19 protein-coding genes and 1 riboswitch are annotated in these 20949 nt (G+C 32.8%); of the genes, 2 read left to right on the top strand and 17 right to left on the bottom strand.

Annotated features, from left to right (window positions below):
• Nucleotides 1-99 precede the first annotated feature (99 nt).
• The 9 genes from JOC75_RS15040 to JOC75_RS15000 form a co-directional block, all read right to left on the bottom strand.
• On the bottom strand, nt 100-1068 hold the full coding sequence (locus JOC75_RS15040) for a sugar phosphate isomerase/epimerase family protein (protein ID WP_204954830.1): 969 nt from the start codon (nt 1066-1068) through the stop codon (nt 100-102).
• A gap of 28 nt (nt 1069-1096) precedes the next feature.
• On the bottom strand, nt 1097-2110 hold the full coding sequence (locus JOC75_RS15035) for a Gfo/Idh/MocA family protein (protein WP_204954829.1): 1014 nt from the start codon (nt 2108-2110) through the stop codon (nt 1097-1099).
• A 5-nt stretch (nt 2111-2115) separates the two neighbouring features.
• A complete protein-coding gene (locus JOC75_RS15030) occupies nt 2116-3147 on the bottom strand; it encodes a Gfo/Idh/MocA family protein (RefSeq protein ID WP_204954828.1) in 1032 nt (343 codons plus the stop codon).
• Between the two features lie 37 nt (nt 3148-3184).
• The gene (locus tag JOC75_RS15025) at nt 3185-3907 is read right to left on the bottom strand and encodes a ThuA domain-containing protein (RefSeq protein ID WP_204954827.1); all 723 of its coding nucleotides are present in this window, start codon (nt 3905-3907) and stop codon (nt 3185-3187) included.
• Between the two features lie 223 nt (nt 3908-4130).
• Nucleotides 4131-5159 (bottom strand): LacI family DNA-binding transcriptional regulator, encoded by a 1029-nt coding sequence (locus JOC75_RS15020; protein ID WP_204954826.1) that lies wholly within the window; start codon nt 5157-5159, stop codon nt 4131-4133.
• 551 nt (nt 5160-5710) lie between these two features.
• The gene (locus JOC75_RS15015) at nt 5711-5983 is read right to left on the bottom strand and encodes a hypothetical protein (protein WP_204954825.1); all 273 of its coding nucleotides are present in this window, start codon (nt 5981-5983) and stop codon (nt 5711-5713) included.
• A gap of 184 nt (nt 5984-6167) precedes the next feature.
• A complete protein-coding gene (locus JOC75_RS15010) occupies nt 6168-7289 on the bottom strand; it encodes an NAD(P)/FAD-dependent oxidoreductase (protein WP_204954824.1) in 1122 nt (373 codons plus the stop codon).
• 126 nt (nt 7290-7415) lie between these two features.
• Nucleotides 7416-9785: a YhgE/Pip family protein gene (locus JOC75_RS15005; RefSeq protein WP_338036590.1), complete on the bottom strand. Its 2370-nt coding sequence runs from the start codon at nt 9783-9785 to the stop codon at nt 7416-7418.
• 82 nt (nt 9786-9867) lie between these two features.
• Entirely contained in the window at nt 9868-10443 is a 576-nt protein-coding gene (locus JOC75_RS15000) for a TetR/AcrR family transcriptional regulator (protein ID WP_204954823.1), read from the bottom strand.
• A 577-nt stretch (nt 10444-11020) separates the two neighbouring features.
• Nucleotides 11021-11101: riboswitch (cyclic di-GMP riboswitch) on the top strand.
• Between the two features lie 118 nt (nt 11102-11219).
• Between JOC75_RS15000 and JOC75_RS14995 the strand changes: the two genes are divergently transcribed.
• Nucleotides 11220-13487, top strand: coding sequence for a putative bifunctional diguanylate cyclase/phosphodiesterase (locus JOC75_RS14995; RefSeq protein WP_204954822.1), 2268 nt, complete (start codon nt 11220-11222; stop codon nt 13485-13487).
• Between the two features lie 165 nt (nt 13488-13652).
• On the opposite strand, the gene JOC75_RS14990 is transcribed toward JOC75_RS14995, so the two are convergent.
• Both JOC75_RS14990 and JOC75_RS14985 read right to left on the bottom strand, forming a co-directional pair.
• Nucleotides 13653-14582 carry an SDR family NAD(P)-dependent oxidoreductase gene (locus tag JOC75_RS14990; protein WP_204954821.1) on the bottom strand — a complete coding sequence of 310 codons (930 nt, stop codon included), beginning with the start codon at nt 14580-14582 and terminating at the stop codon, nt 13653-13655.
• A 94-nt stretch (nt 14583-14676) separates the two neighbouring features.
• The gene (locus JOC75_RS14985) at nt 14677-15249 is read right to left on the bottom strand and encodes a TetR/AcrR family transcriptional regulator (protein ID WP_204954820.1); all 573 of its coding nucleotides are present in this window, start codon (nt 15247-15249) and stop codon (nt 14677-14679) included.
• Between the two features lie 191 nt (nt 15250-15440).
• On the opposite strand from JOC75_RS14985, the gene JOC75_RS14980 reads away from it, so the two are divergent.
• Nucleotides 15441-16838 carry a hypothetical protein gene (locus JOC75_RS14980; RefSeq protein WP_204954819.1) on the top strand — a complete coding sequence of 466 codons (1398 nt, stop codon included), beginning with the start codon at nt 15441-15443 and terminating at the stop codon, nt 16836-16838.
• Nucleotides 16839-17049: 211 nt separating this feature from the next.
• On the opposite strand, the gene JOC75_RS14975 is transcribed toward JOC75_RS14980, so the two are convergent.
• From JOC75_RS14975 to JOC75_RS14950, 6 genes are all read right to left on the bottom strand, one after another.
• Complete coding sequence (locus tag JOC75_RS14975; RefSeq protein ID WP_204954818.1) at nt 17050-17226, bottom strand: Fur-regulated basic protein FbpA; 177 nt, start codon at nt 17224-17226, stop codon at nt 17050-17052.
• A gap of 74 nt (nt 17227-17300) precedes the next feature.
• Complete coding sequence (locus JOC75_RS14970) at nt 17301-17717, bottom strand: hypothetical protein (RefSeq protein ID WP_204954817.1); 417 nt, start codon at nt 17715-17717, stop codon at nt 17301-17303.
• A 71-nt stretch (nt 17718-17788) separates the two neighbouring features.
• The gene (locus JOC75_RS14965; protein ID WP_204954816.1) at nt 17789-18580 is read right to left on the bottom strand and encodes a hypothetical protein; all 792 of its coding nucleotides are present in this window, start codon (nt 18578-18580) and stop codon (nt 17789-17791) included.
• Nucleotides 18581-18652: 72 nt separating this feature from the next.
• Nucleotides 18653-18796: a hypothetical protein gene (locus JOC75_RS14960; RefSeq protein ID WP_204954815.1), complete on the bottom strand. Its 144-nt coding sequence runs from the start codon at nt 18794-18796 to the stop codon at nt 18653-18655.
• A gap of 427 nt (nt 18797-19223) precedes the next feature.
• Entirely contained in the window at nt 19224-19916 is a 693-nt protein-coding gene (locus JOC75_RS14955; RefSeq protein WP_204954814.1) for an ABC transporter permease, read from the bottom strand.
• On the bottom strand, nt 19909-20832 hold the full coding sequence (locus tag JOC75_RS14950; protein WP_204954813.1) for an ABC transporter ATP-binding protein: 924 nt from the start codon (nt 20830-20832) through the stop codon (nt 19909-19911). The genes JOC75_RS14955 and JOC75_RS14950 overlap by 8 nt, the downstream gene beginning before the upstream one ends.
• Nucleotides 20833-20949 lie beyond the last annotated feature (117 nt).

The raw sequence follows: 20949 nt of genomic DNA, 5'->3' as shown, positions 1-20949 counted from the left end.
CTTTATATATTTCCGAAAAAACGAATCTCTTCCATCATACCCATTTCTTCATAAAAAATAAAACCCCTCTTGGAAATCAAGAGAGGCTTCTATAAAGAATTATACCCACCACATTTGTGACGGAGATTCTTTAATTAATACAGATTTCAAATTTGTCACAGCACGTTCAAAGCCTTCGTCAATTGACATAATAGGGTCTTCATGCTCAATACTCACTACATAATCGTAGTTATAAGTACGAAGGGCACTCATCATGTCATTCCATTCTGTTAAGCTATGTCCACAGCCCACAGATCTAAATGTCCATGCTCTTGTTTGTACTTCGCCATATGGCTGCATATCTGTTAATCCATACATGTTTACATTATCTTGATCAATATATGTATCTTTTGCATGAAAATGATGGATCGCATTTTCTTTGCCTAAAATTTTAATAGCCGCTACTGGATCAATTCCTTGCCACCATAAATGACTTGGATCTAGATTAGCACCAATTGCATCACATGTTGCTTCGCGTAGCTTTAGCATTGTGTAAGGAGTATGAACTAAAAAGCCACCATGCAGTTCAAGACCAATTTTCACATTATGTTCTTCTGCATATTTACCGACTTCCTTCCAGTAAGGAATTAGTTTTTCTTCCCATTGCCATGTTAAAACATCACCATATTCATTTGGCCACGGAGTAACCGGCCAGTTAGGGTATTTTGCATCCTCAGAATCTCCTGCAGTACCAGAGAAAGTATTAACAACAGGAACATCTAATAAAGAAGCTAGTTTAATTGTTTTTAATAAAGTATCATTGCTTTCCTTTGCAAATTCTTTATCAGGAGAAATTGGATTACCATGACAGCTAAATGCGCTGATTATTAAATCTCTTTCCTTCACTTTTGCTATATATTCTTTACGTTTGTCTTCACTTTCTAGCAGTGCATCAAGATCACAATGTGAATTTCCTGGATAACAACCAGTACCAATTTCCACTGCATTTAGTCCTGAAGCCTTTACTCGATCTAACATATCTTCAAAGGATTTATCATTAAAAAGTACTGCAAAAACACCTAGTTTCATTAAAATTCCTCCTTTGGGGTCAGACCCCTTACTTGTTAGCTGACTGATAAATACGATCTATAATTTGTGACACCTGTAAAGCTTCTTCCGGTTTTACGACTAGCTCTGATTTACCAAGACATGTATCAATGAAGTTTTTTGCTTGTTCAACACCATGGTCATCTTCCCCTGGGATCCATGCTGCTTGACTGTTCATTAGCATTCCGTATTTTGTTGAATATAGCTCTAATGGGAAAACACTTAAGCCTCCATCAACTCCTGAAATACTCAGATGTTCTTGGTCATCCAATATATTGGCTGCCCATGATGTTTCTAATAAAAGAGAAGCACCGTTTTCAAACTTAATATAAGCTGTTACATGATCATCTACGTCAAAGGTTTCATGATCAAATGAACCCCATTGATTAACGCTATTTGGTGTTTTACTCAATGTATTATATGTGCTTCCATTAACCTCTATATGTTTAGGACTTCCCATTAACCAGATTGCTAAATCTAATAAATGGCAACCATAATCTATTAAGCTTCCACCACCTTGTAGTGTTTTATTAGTAAACACTCCCCACCCAGGCACTTTTCTTCTTCTTAATGCTTGGACTCTTGTAACAAGTGGTGTTCCAACCTCTGTCATTAATTTTTTTGCTGCTTGTGCATTTTTCATAAATCGATAATGATAGGCAATAGCAAGAACCTTATTTGTTCTTTTTGATGCATCAAGCATTTTCTCACATTCTTCTGCTGAAAGAGCCATTGGCTTTTCACAAAGAACATGAACTCCAGCCTCTAAAGCTGAGATTGTAATTTCAGCGTGAAACTTATTTGGTGTACAAATACAAACAGCATCAACATGCTCAAACATATCCTTGTACTCTTCAAAAACATGCTTTATTGTAAATTTGTCTGCTACTTCCTGAGCTCTTTCTTTATTAACATCACTAACAGCTGTGATTTCACAATCTTCCCTATACGTTTGAAATGCTGGGATATGACGTCCTTGTGCAATCCCACCTACACCGATTATTCCTATACGTAATTTACTCATAAAAATCACTCAAAAACTTTTGCAATTGTTTTAGTTTCATTTGATTTAATTGCAGCAAGAATTACAGCTAAAGACTTCATACCTTCTTCACCAATAATTAATGGCTCTTTATTTTCAACAACAGCTGATACAAAATGATCAATAACATGTGTTGTTTGTTGTCCACCTTCATCATTTGATTGAATTTTACCTAATTCATAATTCACTGTTTCACCGTTTGTATATTGAACAACAAGGGAATACGCTGGATTATCTTCAAGGCGAATAATTGCTTTTTCACCATAAATAATTGTTGAGTTATCTTCTTTAGCTGTGTAAGACCAGCTTGCAGCTAATGTTCCGATAATTCCACTTTCTGTTTTAAGTGCACAAACAGCTGTGTCATCTACATCAGCAAATTCTTTTGCTGTTGTTTCAATGAATGCTCCAACCTCAACAATTTCTTCTCCTAGTAGATAGCGAAGTAGATCTGTTTTATGAACGCCTAAGTCACCCATTGCACCAATATAAGCTTTTTCTTTAACAAAGAACCAGCTATCTTTTCCATCAACACTCCAGCCCTCAGGTCCTGGATGTCCAAATGCTGTTCTAAAGCTATAAATCTTCCCAATTTCGCCACTTTCAATTAATTGACGTGCAAGTTGATGTGAGCGAACAAAGCGCTGATTATGCGCAATCATTAATTTTTTATCATTTTTCTGTGCTGCTTGGATCATTGCATCTGCTTCTTCCTGAGAAGTTGCCATTGGCTTTTCACATAAAACATGTAGCCCATTATTTAAAGCTTCAATAGATATTGGTGCGTGTAGGTAGTTTGGTGTACAAACACTAACAGCATCAACTTCACCACTAGAAATCAATTCTTTATAATCGGTAAAAGCTTTTGCTCCATATTTATTAGCAATTTCCTTTACACGGTCTTCAACGATGTCACAAACAGCTACTAAATCTACCTCTTGATTTGCTGCATATTCTGGCAAATGACGAAATTGTGCAATACTTCCACATCCGATAACACCAACTCTTAATTTACTCATCATTATTTCCTCCTAAAATTAGAGATCTATTTTTTAATTATTTTTCAGAAATTGTTTCTAATGGCTGTGCGTTACCATAAACAGGGCGCTTACGATCGACTGGCTTCACATAGTTTACTGCGTTTTTTATTACCTTTTGAATTTGTTCATTATGATATGTTGGGTATGTTTCATGACCAGGTCGGAAGTAGAATATTTTTCCGTTACCACGCTTGAATGTGCAACCACTTCTGAAAATTTCTCCACCTTCAAACCAGCTAGTGAAAATAAGCTCATCAGGTGCTGGAATATCAAAGTGCTCTCCATACATTTCTTCTTTTTCTAGCTCAATATATTCACCAATTCCTTCTGCAATTGGATGAGTAGGATCTACAACCCATAGACGCTCTTTATCATCTGCTTCACGCCATTTTAAATCACAGCTAGTTCCCATAAGCTTTTTAAAAATTTTAGAGAAGTGACCAGAATGTAAAACAATTAATCCCATACCATCTAAAACTCTTTGCTGAACCTTTTCTACGATTTCATCTTGAACTTCATCATGCGCTAGATGTCCCCACCATACTAAAACATCAGTATTTTCAAGAACCTCATTCGTTAATCCATGCTCTTGTTCATCAAGAGTTGCTGTTCTCACTTCATGATCTTCTTTTTGCAAAAACTCAGCTATTGCGCCGTGAATGCCTTTTGGGTAAATTTCGCTTACTACTGGGTTTTTCTTTTCATGTCTATTTTCATTCCATACAGTTACTTTAATCATCATTTTCCACCCTAATCTATTATTATTTTAATTTAGTCTACTGCCGTAACTATTATTGCTTTTATAGGTTATTACTCTTCACGTATTCAAGGTGTTAATTTCTGAAAATATCTAAGCCAATAATAAAATGCTCTATATTAACAGAATCTATTCCTATTTCTTTTGTGAACCGGTTAACTAACGATAATAATGTGATGAGATTAGATGAACTCACCTCCTTAATTTATACCATTTCTTTCGTTGAGCTTCTAATAACAAGTTCAACTGGTAGCATTATTTCTTTTGCTTCAACTTTATTTGTCTCAATTGCTTTTATCGCTAACTCAGCTGAAAGTGCACCTTTTTTAAACACATCTTGTCGAATCGTTGTTAAGCTTGGTGATGAATATTTACTAATCATCAAATCATCAAAGCCTACAATCGAAAAATCATCAGGCACTTTTATTCCATGATCATTCAGAGATTTGATAATACCTAATGCTGTAATATCAGATGACGTGAATATTGCAGTTATTTCTTTATTTCCAGCAATTTCTTTACCAATTTTATACCCATTTTCAAAGGTGTTATAATTTCCTTCAATGGTCATTCCATCTCGAAAAGCAATATTCGCTTCAGCTAAAGCCCGTTTAAAGCCAAGAAAACGTTGACCATCAACAGCTATATCTATTCTTCCATTTGGAATAAAGCATATGTTTCTATGTCCTAAATCGAGTAAGTGCTTTGTCCCTAAATAACCACCTAACTCATCATCTATTCGAATGTTCGAATAGTATTTTGCGTAATCCTCAAAAGAATCAATAAAAACTAATGGAATAGATAACGTTTTCATTTCTTTAAAAACGTGATCAGGAAATGTCCCTAAAACGAGTAATGAATCTAGATTGCGTTTCATCACCCAATTTTTACATTCATCCGCTTTCGAAATACCTGAAATAACAAAGTCATAGCCGTTTGTACGACATTCATATTCTATTCCACTTAACAATTCACTAAAATATGGATTTTCTTTAAAAAGTGGTGCAAGTGTGTCACCAACTAATGGTAAAATCACACCTAACATTTTAGATTTCCTTTTCGATAAACTTATCGCTGTAAAATCTGGTTGATAATTTAATTCCTCAATCGCAAGTAGCACTCGTTCTTTCGTTTCGTCTGAAACTTTGTTTACTCCATTGAGCACATAAGATACTGTTGCTGGAGATACACTGGCATGTTTTGCTACGTCTCTAATTGTGATTTTCTGATTCATTTTGCCTCCGGTTAAACGGTTAACTAACTTTGATGTTATTATATAATACGCTTACATTGAGAATCAAGTATTTCTTTACCATTTATTATTTTTTATCTCTAGCTTTTTATATGCAACTATTTACTTTATTTGCTGATTTTTTATTTTATTTGCTCTTTGGGGTAGTTTATTTGAATCCTTTGGCATTATATTTGCTGTAATTGAGCTTTTATTTGCTGATTTTCAGGTTATATTAGTTTTTCGACAAATTTCTACAATATTAAAATCAAAACTTCTATCACTATCAGGTATAAAATCTATATAACTGGTAAGAATCTATATTATTACTAATAGATTGTGAGGGTTTCTACATGAAAACTATTTTACCTGCGATTTTCCTAGTGTTTTTTACATTTGTTGGTTTTAGTGTTTATTTCCTTTATCAGCTAAGTGTTTTTGCTATAAAAGTGATGGTTTACACGGTTTAAGCTTTTCATATAAATACTATTTATATAGTTTCTACTTGCTAATTTCATTACACGAAAAGAAGGTGATCAGCTTAAAATAGTTGTTCACCTTCTTTTTGGATCAAAATTTTCACGTGGCATATACTTAGTAAAATAAGCTCCAACAAATAAGAGAATCATCGTTACTAACCAACTGCCTATTCCTAAAAAGTTAAACCAGTACCCAAATAAATTCACAACTGCAATCAGGAGAAAGCATATTGAGGTTAAGCTAGTTTTAAAGCCAGTAATTCCTAATCTCTTCCTTTTTCTCACAATAAAATAAATTGAAACGAATAAGCTGATGAAAAGAATTATTGAAAGAACGTTTTCGATCATCCATCAACACTCCCTTCTTAAATTAAGGCTGTTTTCACAAACTTTGTTGCTTTTAAATACACGAGAAATCAGCACAGTAGTAAATCTAAGGGCATCTTTTCTTCATAAAATGGTAACCTTTTATGCAAATCTTTCAGAAAAGAGCCTAAATAAACGTTTAATTAGAAATGACACTTGCAGCTTCTTACTCCTCAATCGCACCAGCAACTGGGTATTGATCCAAGTCAATTTCCAGATCCATATCTAGTGCAAGGTTTGCTAGCTGCAAACCTAGAAAAGGACCACTTGTTAAACCAGATGCTCCAAGTCCATTCGCTAGAAATAAGCCTTCGTAACCTGGTAATGCACCTATAATTGGCAGGAATCCCGGAGTAAATGGCCTAAATCCAACTCTTGTTTCTACCATTGTACTATCAGCTAAGCCAGGAGCAATTTCTAGAGCTTTACCTAAAATTTCGTAAACTGCACCTGCTGTCACACGATGATCAAAGCCTGCTTCATCTTCATGTGTAGCACCGACAACTATACGACCAGCTTCAAAGGATAAAATATATTGATTATTCGGCGGCATAATTACTGGCCAATTACCTGTATCAGTATCGTTTATTTCAAGATGTACAATTTGTGCTTTTTGAGGGGTTACTTTAAAACTAATTCCTAGAGGATCTACCAATTGCTTTGACCACGCTCCACCAGTCACAATCACTAGATCTGCTGTTAGTTCTTGTTCTTGAGTTTTCACACCTATAATACTCTTATTCTTCGTGATTAGAGAAACTGCATCATCCTTAATTAGTGTCGCACTATTTTTAATGGCACCCTTCATCAACGCATTACTCAGTGCTCTTCCATCAACACGTGCACCTCCACTTATATACACAGAGCCATATCCTGTTGCTATAGATGGAAATAATTTTTGAGTTTCTTCTGGAGATAATATCTTTACTTCTCCTATTTCAGGTGCTTCTTCACGCCGTTTGATTGCTCTTTCAGCCATCTTCTCTAATTTTTCGGCATCCATATTTAGGCTTATCGCACCAACACGACGATATCCTGTTTCTGTTTCACCATCTTCTTTTAACTTCTCAATGAGCTCTGGGTAATATCTTGCCCCACTCTTAACCAAATGGTACCAGGCTTTGTTTCGTCTTTGTGAAACCCACGGACAAACAATTCCTGCTGCTGCAGCAGTTGCCTGCCCCTTATCTTCACGATCAATCACTGTTACATCAGCACCATATTTAGCTAAATGGTATGCCGTTGACGCCCCAAGAATACCTGCTCCTATCACAATTACCTTCTTCATTGATTACACCTTTTCCTTTATTAAATGTTCCTTTATTTTACTTTAGATTGATTTTAGACTCAAATTTACACTTTACCATATTAACGTAAAAGGGGTCAGACTTAAAAAATGCCTGACCCCTTCTTGTTATACTGTTAATCCATTTTCACTAGCTGAAACAGCTTGTTTTTTATGTTTAATTATAAAATATGTTAATGTCATAAAAACAAACACTAACATATAACCCAACAAGATAAAGATGTTATTCCATACTACTGTCATGTCTCCACTTGATATGACGGCTTTAAACGCTGATACCGTATAGCTCATTGGAAGGAAAGCGTGAATTGGTTGTAATGCTTTTGGAATCATTTCAAGTGGAAATGTTCCCGCACTTGTAGTTAATTGGAAAATAAGAATAAGAACAGCAATAAATCTTCCTGGATCGCCTAATGTTGTGACTAGTAATTGAATTAGTGACATAAATGTTAAACTAATGACTATTGATAGGAAAACAAACATTGGTACACTTGTTACCTCGAGTCCTAGTCCAGCTAATAAAATTACATCAGCAACAATAGCTTGGCACACACCTACTATTGCAATGACACCAAACTTTCCTATAAACCAAGAAAAGCCACTTTTTGGTTGAATCGTAGGAATTTTTAATGTATAAACAATCGAAATTAATAACGCACCAACAAATAATCCTAAAGACAAGAAATACGGAGCAAACCCTGTACCATAGTTAGGAACTTTATTAATTCCTTCCTTGCTTACATCAACAGGTTCACCGATCATGTCAAAGGTGTTGGTAGTTGCTTGAACAGAGCCTGCTTCTTCTGCAGCATCTCCTAATTTCTCATATAACTCCGAAGTTCCATCTGCAAGCTTTCCTGTTCCATTTGTTAATTCTTTAGAACCTTCAGCTAACTGAGTAGAACCCTCACTTATTTTAACAGATCCCTCTGACAATTGACTTATACCTGAATTCAAGCTACTTGCTCCAGACACTAACTTATTTCCACCAGCTTGTGCATCATGTAGCTTTTCATTAAATAACGTAAATTGATCAACATATTCAGCTTGACCTGTTTTAATATCAGTTGCACCTTGATTAACAGATTTAGATCCATCCGCTAATTGTTTTATCCCATCTTGAAGAGCAACTTGATTGTCATTGATCTTAGATAAACCATTTTCTACCCTACTAAACGTTGGATCGATAGCTGCTTTAATACTATTTTCTAATTTATTTCCAGAAGATAACATCTGCTCATTTACAGCTGATTTATATTGAGTAAAACCTGTATTTAAACCATCACTTATCCCTTTTTCTAATTGGGCTTGCATTTCTTCTTTTGAAGGTGCATTTGCCACAACTTGTTGCTTAATTCCACTTATGATCGCAGGATCGACGTTGTTATTCTCTAGCAAAGAAAAAATAGCAGTCATTTGTTCTGATTGCTGAGCAGAAATCTTCTCAGTTAACCCTACAGCTAGTTCAGCACTTAATACATTCTGCAATTCATCCAATCCATCAATCATGGAAACAGAAGCTTCTTGTAATTGTGCTTGAATTCCCGCAGCCATTTGCGGTGGAAATTGTTGATGAAACTTTACAAGTCCCTCGTTCAACTGATTTGTACCAGCTACTAATGAAGGTACTTTTTCATTTAACTCTTGAAGCCCATCATTCACTTGGGTCATTCCAGAAGATAGTTGCTGTGATCCATCTTTTACTTGCTTTGATGCAGCAAGAAGTTTATCACTTCCTGCTGATAATTGATTTACACCATCAGCAAGCTCTTTTGCGCCATCATTTAACTCACCTGATCCTGATTGAACTTTATTAACACCTTGCTGAAATTCTAGTGATTTTGATGCAAGTGTTTCTAGATTATCTTTAAGTGTAACGGAGCCATCTTTCACTTTGCTTGCACCATCATTTAATTCACTAGCACCATCACTAGCTGTATCAAATCCATCTGCCATTTTTGTGATTTTCTCGAAAATTGTTTCAGCGTAAGTAGATGTTACTTCCTTAGAAATTGCACTTTTAATTTCTTTAACAGCAGAATCTCCAATTTGAGCGGATAAGAAGTTAGATCCTTCATTTGGAATATATTTCAAATGAAGTTTTTCAGGCTGATCATCTAATAACGTTGTTGCATTTTCCGAAAAATCTTTAGGAATTTCCACAACCATATAATAAGTTCCATCTTCTAGTCCATCATAGCCAGCTTGTTGAGATACAAAATCAAATTTAAACTTTCTATTCTCTTTTAAGTTTTGGACTAAATCATTTCCAAGCTGTAGCTGTTCTTCCTCAAAATTTGCTCCTTCATCAATATTTACAATTGCAACAGGTAAATCCTCCAGTTGATCATATGGATCCCAAAATGCCCAAAGAAACATTCCAGCGTACAAAATTGGGATAAAAACAATAGCTAGAATTGGAATAAAGACCTTTCTATTTCGTAAAATATTCTTCCATTCTGCCAAAAACAGATTCACGCAAATACCACCCTTCACCTTTTGACCATATTGTTCATTTAGTCATTTTATGATAAAAAAAGTCCATAACTCATTTCTTCTATTATGAACTTGATAAGCCCTTGAATAAATAAAGCTCAAATAAATGAGTTATTTCTTCTTTATTTAGCGGCTCATGATCTTTTTCCCAATCAAAAATGAGTGATACATAAAGCTTTAACATAACAAATGCTGTCATTTCCGGATTACATGGCTTAATTTCTCCTTTATCAATTGCTTCTTGAACAATTTCTTTAATATAGGAAATGACCACTTTTTCCAGCTTTTTCATCACTTCTAATACTTCTCTTGTACCCATTTCTCTTTCTTCGTGAAATAACTTAGACATTAACTGATGTTTTTTACGAAAATCTAATAAAGCATAAAGCGAACTAGAAGCATTTTCATAAAAAGAAGCATTTTTATCCATTGCAGCTTCAGCTGACATTTTCATTTCTTGAATGAGAGATGTTATAATTTCATCAAATAACTCTTCTTTATTTTTAAAAAAAGTATAGATCGTTCCTTTTCCTACATTAGCTATTTTCGCGACTTGATCCATAGTAGTTGCTTTGTAGCCAAATAAAGAAAAAGACTCAGTAGCTGCTTCAATAATTAATTTCTTCCGATCAACCACCATATCATCACCTCTGCTATATCTATTAATGACCAAAAGACTAATATAGTCATTAAATACATCCATATAATAGCATGCTTATTATAAATTAGCAACTTCATACAAATTAATGTAAAAAAATACATTATGAAATTAACCTAAAAGAGATACATATCAGTTCATATGCATCTCTTTTTAGGTTAATTATTATTATCATTCTATTCAAATTATGATGGTCCGACTATTAATAGGTAAATACAGTTCTTACTGTTAAAACTAAAAAAGTGAATAAACCAACGTTTGATTTTTTCATTTCCACAGCCCCTTTACCTTTTGTTACCTTAACTATACAAAAGTAAAAAGATGTATTCTACATTCATGTTATATAAACTAACACATTTTCTGATTATTCTTAAAATTAATGTTGTTTATATATCTTTTAAATTTCCCCGTATCAAAAATATAAAATAAATAGTATAATAGAACTATACATTCTACAAAATTCACTAAAATAACGACAGTAGCTACTCAGTTTGGCAGTTTTTAAATTACAAAAAGCCATGTTAAGGGTATGTGCTGTAAACTCTAAAAATAAATAAAAAATTGAAAAAGGCAAACCTATTGAAAAATGGGGACGCAAAGCTACAGACCTAAGGGAGACTATGGTGGCTGAGTTACCAATGAGATAAAAGTTATGTCTCTTTGGATATAGCTTTTTTTATTTAGATTTTTTCCTTTAATTTTTTTCATTCATTTTAACGGCACTTATTAAGTACTACGCTATACTTCGGGGGATAAATATGACGAAACTAAAGGATTCTCCAGCTTTTTTTCTGCTTGCTTATATAAGCTTATTTTATGTATGGATTCTAACCATGCGCAGCAACGAATCTATTTTAATAGTAGGTACCACCTTTTTTGTTCTACTTGGAAATATAATCAGTTTAACTTGGCTCATCAATACGTATAAAAGGGTTAAAGGAAATGAGAAATATTTCTGGTTATTATTAAGCCTCGGAGTTCTCACTTCATTCATTTCCAATGTTATATGGTACATAGAAGGCATTAATGGAGTTGTACATCTACCGAGCTGGACTAACTTACTTTGGGTTTTTACCTACCTATTGTATTTAGCAGCATTAATTTTCAAAATGATTTTGCTTAAGCACACTGTCGATTATCGACCTTATATGTTTAACTTGGTTATTTTTATGACAGTAGCTATTGCTTTAAGTATTCACTACTTAATAGAGCCTATATGGATTCAATCAAACTATTTGATTGGTGTTACGATACTCACAATAGCTTATCCAATCTTTGATTTGGGTATCATTTTTTCAGCTGTTTATCTTTATTATATTTCTAGAAATACTCAGTTAAAAAGAAGTTATCTATATATCACATTGGCATTTACTCTTCAAATTTTAGCAGATTCGATTTATGTTTATTTATTACACTTAGAAATCTATCAGATTGGCAGTATTTTTGACCCATTTTGGACAATATCTATCTTATTATTAGGTATAGCTGGATTACAATTTGAAAACGAATCGTCTACTCATAAAATAATTGAAAAAGAACCACTTAGTAATATTGATATCTCTATCCCATATATTTGTGTGCTATTCCTATTAATTCTCGTTATTTCGAGCTATAAAAATGATCTAAATGCACTAAGTATGGGGTTAACAGTTTCATTCCTACTCATTTTAATTCGTCATTTTTCGTTCATTCGTAAAAATCAACAATTAGTAAACGAATACAGATATCTTGCTTTTCATGATCAATTAACTAGCCTATATAATCGTCCTAAATTTCAAAGTGATCTTCAATTAGTCTTGGAAAAAGCTACTGAGGATCAAACAAGAACAGCACTTCTTCTAATAGACTTAGATCGCTTTAAAAATATTAATGATACACTAGGTCATTATTTTGGAGATTGTTTGTTAGTAGAGGTTGCTAACAGACTAGAAAGCACTGTGGCAGAAAATGGGACCACATACAGACTCGGTGGAGATGAATTTGTTATTGTGCTTCCTGATACATCAAAGCCAAAATGTATCACTGTTGTAAGAAAGTTATTAGCTGATTTTCAAAATCCATTTTTCATTGAAGGATATGAAATAACCGTATCACCAAGTATTGGTATTAGTATGTTTCCTGAGAATGGGGAAACAAGTGGAGGTCTGCTAAAACATGCAGATGCCGCTATGTACTTGGCTAAAGAAAATGGTAAAAACACATTTCAATTTTATGATGAAGCATTGCATAGACAGCTAGCTTATAAAATGGAGTTAGAAAATGGCTTAAGAAAAGCTATTGAAAACATGGAATTCTCTCTAGTTTATCAGCCTAAGGTTGAGTTGAAATCAGGGGAGATCATTGGAATGGAAGCGTTATTAAGATGGAACCATCCAAAGCTAGGCTTCGTTTCACCAATGGAATTCATTCCTGTTGCAGAAGAAACAGGACAAATCGTTAATATCGGTCATTGGGTATTAAAAGAGGCTTGTCGCCAAAATAAATTGTGGCAAGAACAAGGTCTGCCTAACCTATCAGTTTCAGTAAATGTATCTGTTCGCCAATTTCAGGATAGTAGCTTTTTAAACAAAGTATCTTCAATATTAGAAGAAACTGGGCTGAGTCCTAGCTGTCTTGAATTAGAGATAACAGAAAGCATTATGCAGGATATTACCCACTCTGTAGACATCCTTACTCAAATAAGAAGCTTAGGAGTTAAGGTATCGATTGATGATTTTGGTACAGGCTATTCTTCTTTAAATGTTCTTAAGGATTTACCTATTGATACCCTAAAAATAGATAAAGCATTTTTAGAAAATATGTCAGATTCAATGAATTCAACCATGATAAAATCCATTATTAAATTAGGTTTAAACCTCAATTTAAATGTAGTTGCAGAAGGAATCGAGACAACAGAGCAAATGGAAAAATTAATTGAAAATCAGTGTACTTTAGGACAAGGCTATCTCTTTTCACGTCCCCTTCCTCCAGAGGAATTTAGTATGCTGCTTCAAAGAGGTAGCTTTTCAAAGAAAGCACTTACCTAGCAATTTAATGCTTCAACAAAGAGGCTAGGTCATAATTAAAGAAATCATCCACAAAGCTGATAAATAAAACCCGAACTATTAGGCGAAAAATTAAAATGAACGTCACCTAATAATTCGGGTTTTTCACATTTGCTTAAACACATATCTTCCATCCTCTTTTTACACTTATTCCGAATTCATCATCTGCAAGGTATGCGCCATACCATCTTGATAGGTTGTTCGTGGTATAACCCCAATTCTTTCTTCATATTTTGAACCATCTAGCACTAATGGATCCTCATTCAAGTAGTACATTTCTACATATTCTCTCATCATTTTATTAAATAATCCGCTAAATCTCACCATACCTTTAGTTACTGTCGAGACTTTTTTTGAATATCCTGTAGATTTTTTTATTAGCTCTACAAGCTCTTCCCCAGTAATAATACCTGCACCAGGTATATTCCAGCATTCACCATATGAAGCATCAGAAAGTGCTAATTCAATCAATGCCCTCGCTCCATCTGGTGTATAAATGTATTCTCTTTCAACCTGCTGATTTCCAACAAACATGGCACGTTCATTTTTGACAATAGATTGAAGCATATAATAAAGAACAGTGCTTTCTGCGTAAGGTCCATAAAAGTCTGGAAAATGGGCAATCACAACAGGTACCTTTGATGAAAGAGCCATTTTTTCAAGCTTCAAGCGAATAATACCCTTATTTGTATGAGGCTTTTTTGGAAAGTCTTCTGTCACTTTTCTACCAAAGCATCTTCCATACGCATAAACATTATCTACAATCGCAAGCTTAGCTTTGTACCTTTCACTAATTTGCAAGATATTTCTTAGCATGATTTCCTGCTTATCTTTCCACTCATTATATGGAAGATTCACAGCATGAAAAATTAGGTCAACATCGTGTGCTACCAGTTCCAAATCTTCAATCTTAAACACATCACCTGGTTGAATCGTAATTTTCTGATGTTTATCAAAAATCTTGCGAAGCTTATCCTCAGATCTTGCAAAAGCTATTACTTCAAACCCTCTGTTAGCCAATTCAAATGTTAACGCACTTCCCATTCCGCCAGACGCCCCTAAAACCAATGCTTTCATTTTTTTATTCCTCCATTAATTTATTGGCTGCTTTCGTTTTAAAAAATACTTTATATTTGTTTATTAACCAGTGTTCAATAAAACTCAAAAAAATTTATTTTTTTATTGCTTTAATCAATAAACTGCAATGTGACTTTGCCAGAACACTAATATCATCAAAGCATTGTCCTTTAAAACAATAATGTGCTACAAAACCATGAAGTGATAAAAATACAAACCAAACTTCCTGTAATGTCACAGAATCATTTGTTAATATATTTACAGCTTTAGTAAACTTCTCAAAGCTTTGATTAGGTTCATCTTGTAAAAAGCTTTTCAGTTCTTGATCTTTTGTTAAAAACATTGTTTCATAATGACTTGAATTATTAATACCAAAACGGATGTATTCAAGAAATATATTCATAAGCTTTTGCTCGTTTGGCAGCTGTTTCTCCATCACCCGATCAAGCTCAGAATCTAACAAGGAAAAGCCTTTAGCTACTAAAGCATAAAAAAGATCTGCTTTATTTTTAAAATGATAATAAATTGCGCCATGGCTACAATCTAATACCTTTGCAATTTTCCTCATCGAAACATGATCATAGCCTTCTTGGATAAATAGTCCTCTAGCTGCTTCTAAAATCATTTCCTTCGTTAATTCCTGTTCAATTGATTTTCTAGGTGACATATTGTTACTCCTTTTATTAACCACTGTTCAGTAAAATAATAATCCTATATTTCCCATCAGTCAATACAATATTTTATAAAAAATGGTAAATTATAAGTAATGATTAAAATCACTACATATAGATATAAATTTCATATTTTCCTCAACTAGTGTTACAATTAAAATAACGATGTGTGAAGGGATTGATCGAGATGAGAAACAACTATATTATTTCTGTGAAAGATCATAAACAAGACATCAATTTAACTGTAAAAGGACTTTATTTTTTTCAAGGATTTCAAGTCCTAGAATCCTACACACCACAAAATGACGAATGCTATTATCTGTTTTTTTATAAACATCAATTTCTTACCGGAAAAAAGACCCCCAAGATAAAACAAAAATCATATCTTAAGCAAATTCTCACAAAAGGTGTTTCTATCTCTTCTCCTCATCCATTACTTATATCATTTCTTTCAAATAAATCAATTTCTACATTTCCTTCTTTAAATACACTTTGGAAAAATATCAATAACAGCTTTCAAAAGGATGAAGCCTTTCATATTTTATCTGCCTTTGATTGTTATCTAAAAAAAGAAGATATTTTAGCTTTAATGAAAAAATCATTTCTCCAATTTCGTAGAAGTGGTAAATTTCTTCATGCATATCGTATTCTACAATTAGCTAGAGAAAAATATCCAACTAACAAGTGGGCTACCTCTTTAATTACTCATATGGATTACCAGAAATATTCAATCCATTATCAATCTGAAATAGAAACTCTACTCACATATGACCCCCTTTATGCTGAAAACCAGCTTTATCTTCACAAAGAAACCGAACACATATATGCTCTCCTACAAAAAAGATTACGATCTGAATCAAGAATAATAGAATGCCTTTCATTGCATTGCAATTATTTATCAACAAATCCCCAGAAATTTGACGATTATTTTCATGATATTAAGACTATTCTTCAATCTAATTTCACAAAACAGGAAACAATAGATATCCTATATACTCTTTACAATCACCAAAGCTTTATTGAAAATAAAACTAAAATACAGGAGCAATTACTATTTCATCTGAAATCTGAAAAGCTCTACAAAGATATATTCTTGATACTAACAGATAATAAAGTTCCGCTATCTTTAAATCAAACTGATTTACTAATAGAGGCAATTACACATTTAGATGCAAAAGCACTTTCTTTTGATACCTTTCTAGCTGAAAATCTTACTTCTACAAAAAATCAACAACTGGAGAAGTTAATTGTTACTCTTCTTCCTAAATTATTTGAAGCACATGATATTAAATATACTTATAACTGGCTGAAACCCTTGATGCATATGTCATTACCATCCATTAATACAATTAAAAAGATGTATGAAATCAGTGAAGAACCTGACAAACAGCTGGATATGGGGGAGTTATATTATGAATTAAAACAGCTTCCACAAGCTATCGACTGCTTCCTCTGGGATATTGAGATGAACCCGACTAACTCAAGTCCAATAAAATGGTTAATAAAGCTTTATGGAGAATTAGGTATGACTGAGGAATCAAAAACCTATCAATATTTATATAAAGAAATTCAAAAAAGTTCTTGAAGTATGAGGTAATAGGGATCAAGAGGAGTCTGGATATCATTAAAGAAAGCAAATAAAGACCTGAACTATTAGGCGAAAGATTAATTGAGAAATCATCTAAAAATTCGGGTTTATCATTTGCTAAAATAAATACTTGTATCCAGTTTCTCCTGATCTTTCAAATTAAATTAGTGTCCTATATAAAACAGTAGTCACTAATTTGTAGTCTATATTAAATTGAGTCGCTAACATGTCTTCCTGTTAACAGTTTATATTCATTTTCTAACTCACTTAATGTTAATTCATATAACTGACGATTATCAATAGATTTATAGCAATCTAATTTTATTAACAGTTGAATTGTTTGCTCTTTTCTATGTTTGATTGCTTTTTTAAATAGTTCTCCCATTTTTCTTCACACCTTTTTAGAATATTACTTTTACGTATTTTTCTATGTAAGTGTTAGGCAGCAAGATCATCTATTTATGACATAAATAGATTTTCAGACACACGACTCAAATAACTCTCTAGGTTGAGTTTAAGCTGTTTTGATTCTTTTAGGCTTTTGGTAGATTGTAAAAATGCTGCTTCATCACCTTTACCTAGTGATTGATCAATAACGTAATTTAAATGATTAATTTTTAGCTCTATATCTACTAAAGATAGAATCATTCCTTGTGTAAAATATCTTTCTAAATCTTCTAGAGCCATATGAAAATGCCAGTCATTATTAAGCACCACTTTAATATACCAGCCGTTATCAAACATGTATTGACGATCATTTGTTACTTCAATAATATCCTCTTTCTTGATCTCTAATGAATCTTCATGAGCTCCATCTGGACAGAAGCATTCAATGATATGCTCAAACGTTTCTACAGCAATGAAATAATGATGCATCATAATCTCTCCTTTACATTTTCATTTCCCGCTTTTTAAAAATACATTTTACCTGAAGAACGATTATCTATTTAATGTAGATACTTAGTCTTTGTTGTTGCTAAAGAGTTCACGCTAAAGTTGCTATCCATACATTGATCTGTAAACGGACAATTTAAGCACTCTTTCAGTGAACCCACTTTTTGATATTCCTTTGGTTGAATTAAAGCATTTTTTAAGTAATCGATGTACATAACACCCTTTGGAATATCTTCCTCTTTTGGAATATATGTAAACATTTTTCCTTCTAATAAAGTAATTATTTCTATTTTTTTAGGAAGTATTCCAAATGCTTCATATGAAAATACAGCAATTAAGCTGCTATATAACTCTATTAATTCTTGATTTACTTCAAGAAGAAACTTTTTTATCTTAAAATCATTTGGCGAAGAATCAACTTCTTCAAATGTTAGTGAAAGCTGTGTTTCTAATTCTTGTTTATTAGTATTAAGTTTTTCATATAAAGCAAACTGAGACTGATCATTTCTACTAGGTGAGATAAATTTCAGAAGATGATCTGTTGTTTTTGCTAAAACAAGATAGTAATCTTCCTTTGAATGAAACAATGAAGGATTAACTTTACTCCAATTTTCTTCAATTAACTTTAATATTGCTAATTTCGTTTGTTTTTCAACAGGTAGCTGGTGATATGCTTGCACAACCCAATTGATATGTACCTGAACAACCTGCCTCCATCTTATCTGTCCTTCTTTGAAGGCTAAAAAATGTTGAAAGTATAGCTTATAGGGACACTTTATAAATGATTCTAAATGATGAAGTTCATCATTAATTTTTTCAGTAACTTGATGGATATTATTGATCATATAGGGAATTAATCCTTTCACTATATTTAAAGACTCGTGCCATGTGAGAGCTTAGTTAACTAACTGGTGGTATTACATCTCCAACATAATTATGTCGAGCATACATATTCCACAGCAAGAACAATAATCCCTTAAGAAATCATCTTCTATATCAAGAGCCTCAGAAAATCCGCAATCATTACAAATGATAACCTCAACAGCACATGTTCTCTTCATAGCTCAACCTCACATCTTTAATTGAAAATGATTATCATTATCTATTTATCATTCTAATTGAAAACAGTTATCAATGTCAAGAGCCTGAATCCTTTCTCTATTACATTATTTGGATAAATATTAAAAAAAGGTAGGTGAGACATAATTAAAGACTTCATATAAAAAGACGAATAATCTAAATTCAGTTAAGCTAAAAGAAACAAGTTCGTTCCATTGCGCTGCAGACACTCGCTTTCCACTAGTTCTTAAAAATAGTATGCAAAATAAAAAAATCTATTGAAGACTGCAAGTAAAAACCCGAACTATTAGGCGAATGATAATTAAATATCACCTAATAATTCGGGTTTATCATTTGCTTAAATACTGATATCCCAGCTGCTTTGTTTTATTTATCTGATGTTTTAAAATTTAAATGGGTCACTACTATTTATACATCTACTGTATCTATATTTCTTATAGAGAGATATGCCATAAGGATGCCTAAACCACCTAGCGCAAGTGGTATGACAATATAATTATATAGAGAAAATCCATCAGTGATTGTTGAATTGACTAAGGAAGTAATGATGATGGCTGAAATAATCGTAGCTGGTATTGATTTCTTTTTCATTCCAAAATAAAGAGGGAGTAACCCTAAGCCGGCTGATGAGATTGCTGAAAGAAATAGTGGAATTAAATTACTTGTAATAATAGCTAATGAAAACTCTTCTAGAACTATATCCATAAACAAACCAACAAAATAGATGATACCGACAATAAAGATATTCGATAACACAATCGAAATGAAGGTAAAACTAAAGACAATGATCAGCTTTGAAAGGATAATCTTCTTTCTTGATATTGGATAGGTAAATAATAAACTAATTGTATTTGATTTATATTCCTCAATAATTAATCTGGAAAGAATGACTGCAGAGAAGATAATAAAAATTAGTCTAATAAAAGTGCCTGACATAATGATCAGTTCATTATAATCTTTAAAAGCCTGCAAGCCTTCACTTTTATCAACAAAGTATGCAAAAAATAAAAATGTAAGAAGAATGACATTAGCAATAAATGCTGCTTTAACATATCCACCTAATTTAAATTTCTTTATTTCCAATGTAATTAATTTAAGCACTAATACCACCTCCATTAACTATTGATAAAAAATAATCCTCTAAAGAATCATTCTTATTATAAATTTCTTCAATAGTTACATCATTTATAATCAACGTTTTTGAAACCTCAGATAATGACGCTGATTGATCATAAATGCGAATCCCGTTTTCTCCAATAACTTTATAATTGACTAAACGTAGATTATTTTCAATAATATATATAGCTTTTTTTACATCAGTAACATTCAACTCAATATACCCAGTATTCAGTTCTCTAATTTCACTCATAGATACTTCTTTGACTAACTTCCCATCTGAAATGACACCTATTGTATCAGCTATTTGTTCAATTTCTCCTAAGATATGACTAGATACAAGTAAGGTTATTCCGTACTCTTTACACAACATTTTGAAGAGGTTTCTTAGTTCTCTAATACCAGCAGGATCCAAGCCATTTATTGGTTCATCAAGTATTAAAAGCTCAGGCTTAGTAATGATAGCCCTTGCAATTCCAAGTCGTTGCTTCATTCCTAAAGAAAAGTCTTTAACTGATTTATCATCAATATGCTTTAAATTTACTAAATCAATTGCATCGTCTATTGCATTATGATCGTAAAAACCCATATACTCACAATGTAACTCTAAATTTTCTCTAGCTGTTAATCGATCATAAAACACCGGAAACTCTATAATTCCACCAATTCTCTTTAAAATTTCATACGATGTTTGTGTTAACTTTTCTCCAAAAATTTCAATTTCACCATGTGTTGGTTTCACTAAATTCGTTAACATCTTCATCATGGTTGTCTTGCCAGATCCATTTGGACCTAGAAATCCATAAATCTCTCCTTTTTTGATTGTCATGTTTACATTTGATACTACTTCTTTCCCTTTATATTTCTTTGTCAATTCATTTGTACGAACAATAATAGTCATTTCCCTGACTCCCTTCAATTTCAACTTACCTTTATCATAAACAACAATCTTCTCTTTTTTATTAAACAATTCTTACATAAATCTTAAGTATTTGAAGGAAATCATTGGGATCTTACC

The organism is Metabacillus crassostreae (genome assembly GCF_016908395.1).
Classification (GTDB): Bacteria; Bacillota; Bacilli; order Bacillales; family Bacillaceae; genus Metabacillus; species Metabacillus crassostreae.
This window is presented reverse-complemented; position numbering and strand designations above follow the sequence as displayed.

What these genes read in the sequence shown, in the direction of transcription:
- JOC75_RS15040 (WP_204954830.1), bottom strand. Translation starts at nt 1,068, where the DNA reads ATGAAACTAGGTGTTTTTGCAGTACTTTTTAATGATAAATCCTTTGAA.
- JOC75_RS15035 (WP_204954829.1), bottom strand. Translation starts at nt 2,110, where the DNA reads ATGAGTAAATTACGTATAGGAATAATCGGTGTAGGTGGGATTGCACAA.
- JOC75_RS15030 (WP_204954828.1), bottom strand. Translation starts at nt 3,147, where the DNA reads ATGAGTAAATTAAGAGTTGGTGTTATCGGATGTGGAAGTATTGCACAA.
- JOC75_RS15025 (WP_204954827.1), bottom strand. Translation starts at nt 3,907, where the DNA reads ATGATTAAAGTAACTGTATGGAATGAAAATAGACATGAAAAGAAAAAC.
- JOC75_RS15020 (WP_204954826.1), bottom strand. Translation starts at nt 5,159, where the DNA reads ATGAATCAGAAAATCACAATTAGAGACGTAGCAAAACATGCCAGTGTA.
- JOC75_RS15015 (WP_204954825.1), bottom strand. Translation starts at nt 5,983, where the DNA reads ATGATCGAAAACGTTCTTTCAATAATTCTTTTCATCAGCTTATTCGTT.
- JOC75_RS15010 (WP_204954824.1), bottom strand. Translation starts at nt 7,289, where the DNA reads ATGAAGAAGGTAATTGTGATAGGAGCAGGTATTCTTGGGGCGTCAACG.
- JOC75_RS15000 (WP_204954823.1), bottom strand. Translation starts at nt 10,443, where the DNA reads ATGGTGGTTGATCGGAAGAAATTAATTATTGAAGCAGCTACTGAGTCT.
- JOC75_RS14995 (WP_204954822.1), top strand. Translation starts at nt 11,220, where the DNA reads ATGACGAAACTAAAGGATTCTCCAGCTTTTTTTCTGCTTGCTTATATA.
- JOC75_RS14990 (WP_204954821.1), bottom strand. Translation starts at nt 14,582, where the DNA reads ATGAAAGCATTGGTTTTAGGGGCGTCTGGCGGAATGGGAAGTGCGTTA.
- JOC75_RS14985 (WP_204954820.1), bottom strand. Translation starts at nt 15,249, where the DNA reads ATGTCACCTAGAAAATCAATTGAACAGGAATTAACGAAGGAAATGATT.
- JOC75_RS14980 (WP_204954819.1), top strand. Translation starts at nt 15,441, where the DNA reads ATGAGAAACAACTATATTATTTCTGTGAAAGATCATAAACAAGACATC.
- JOC75_RS14975 (WP_204954818.1), bottom strand. Translation starts at nt 17,226, where the DNA reads ATGGGAGAACTATTTAAAAAAGCAATCAAACATAGAAAAGAGCAAACA.
- JOC75_RS14970 (WP_204954817.1), bottom strand. Translation starts at nt 17,717, where the DNA reads ATGCATCATTATTTCATTGCTGTAGAAACGTTTGAGCATATCATTGAA.
- JOC75_RS14965 (WP_204954816.1), bottom strand. Translation starts at nt 18,580, where the DNA reads ATGATCAATAATATCCATCAAGTTACTGAAAAAATTAATGATGAACTT.
- JOC75_RS14960 (WP_204954815.1), bottom strand. Translation starts at nt 18,796, where the DNA reads ATGAAGAGAACATGTGCTGTTGAGGTTATCATTTGTAATGATTGCGGA.
- JOC75_RS14950 (WP_204954813.1), bottom strand. Translation starts at nt 20,832, where the DNA reads ATGACTATTATTGTTCGTACAAATGAATTGACAAAGAAATATAAAGGG.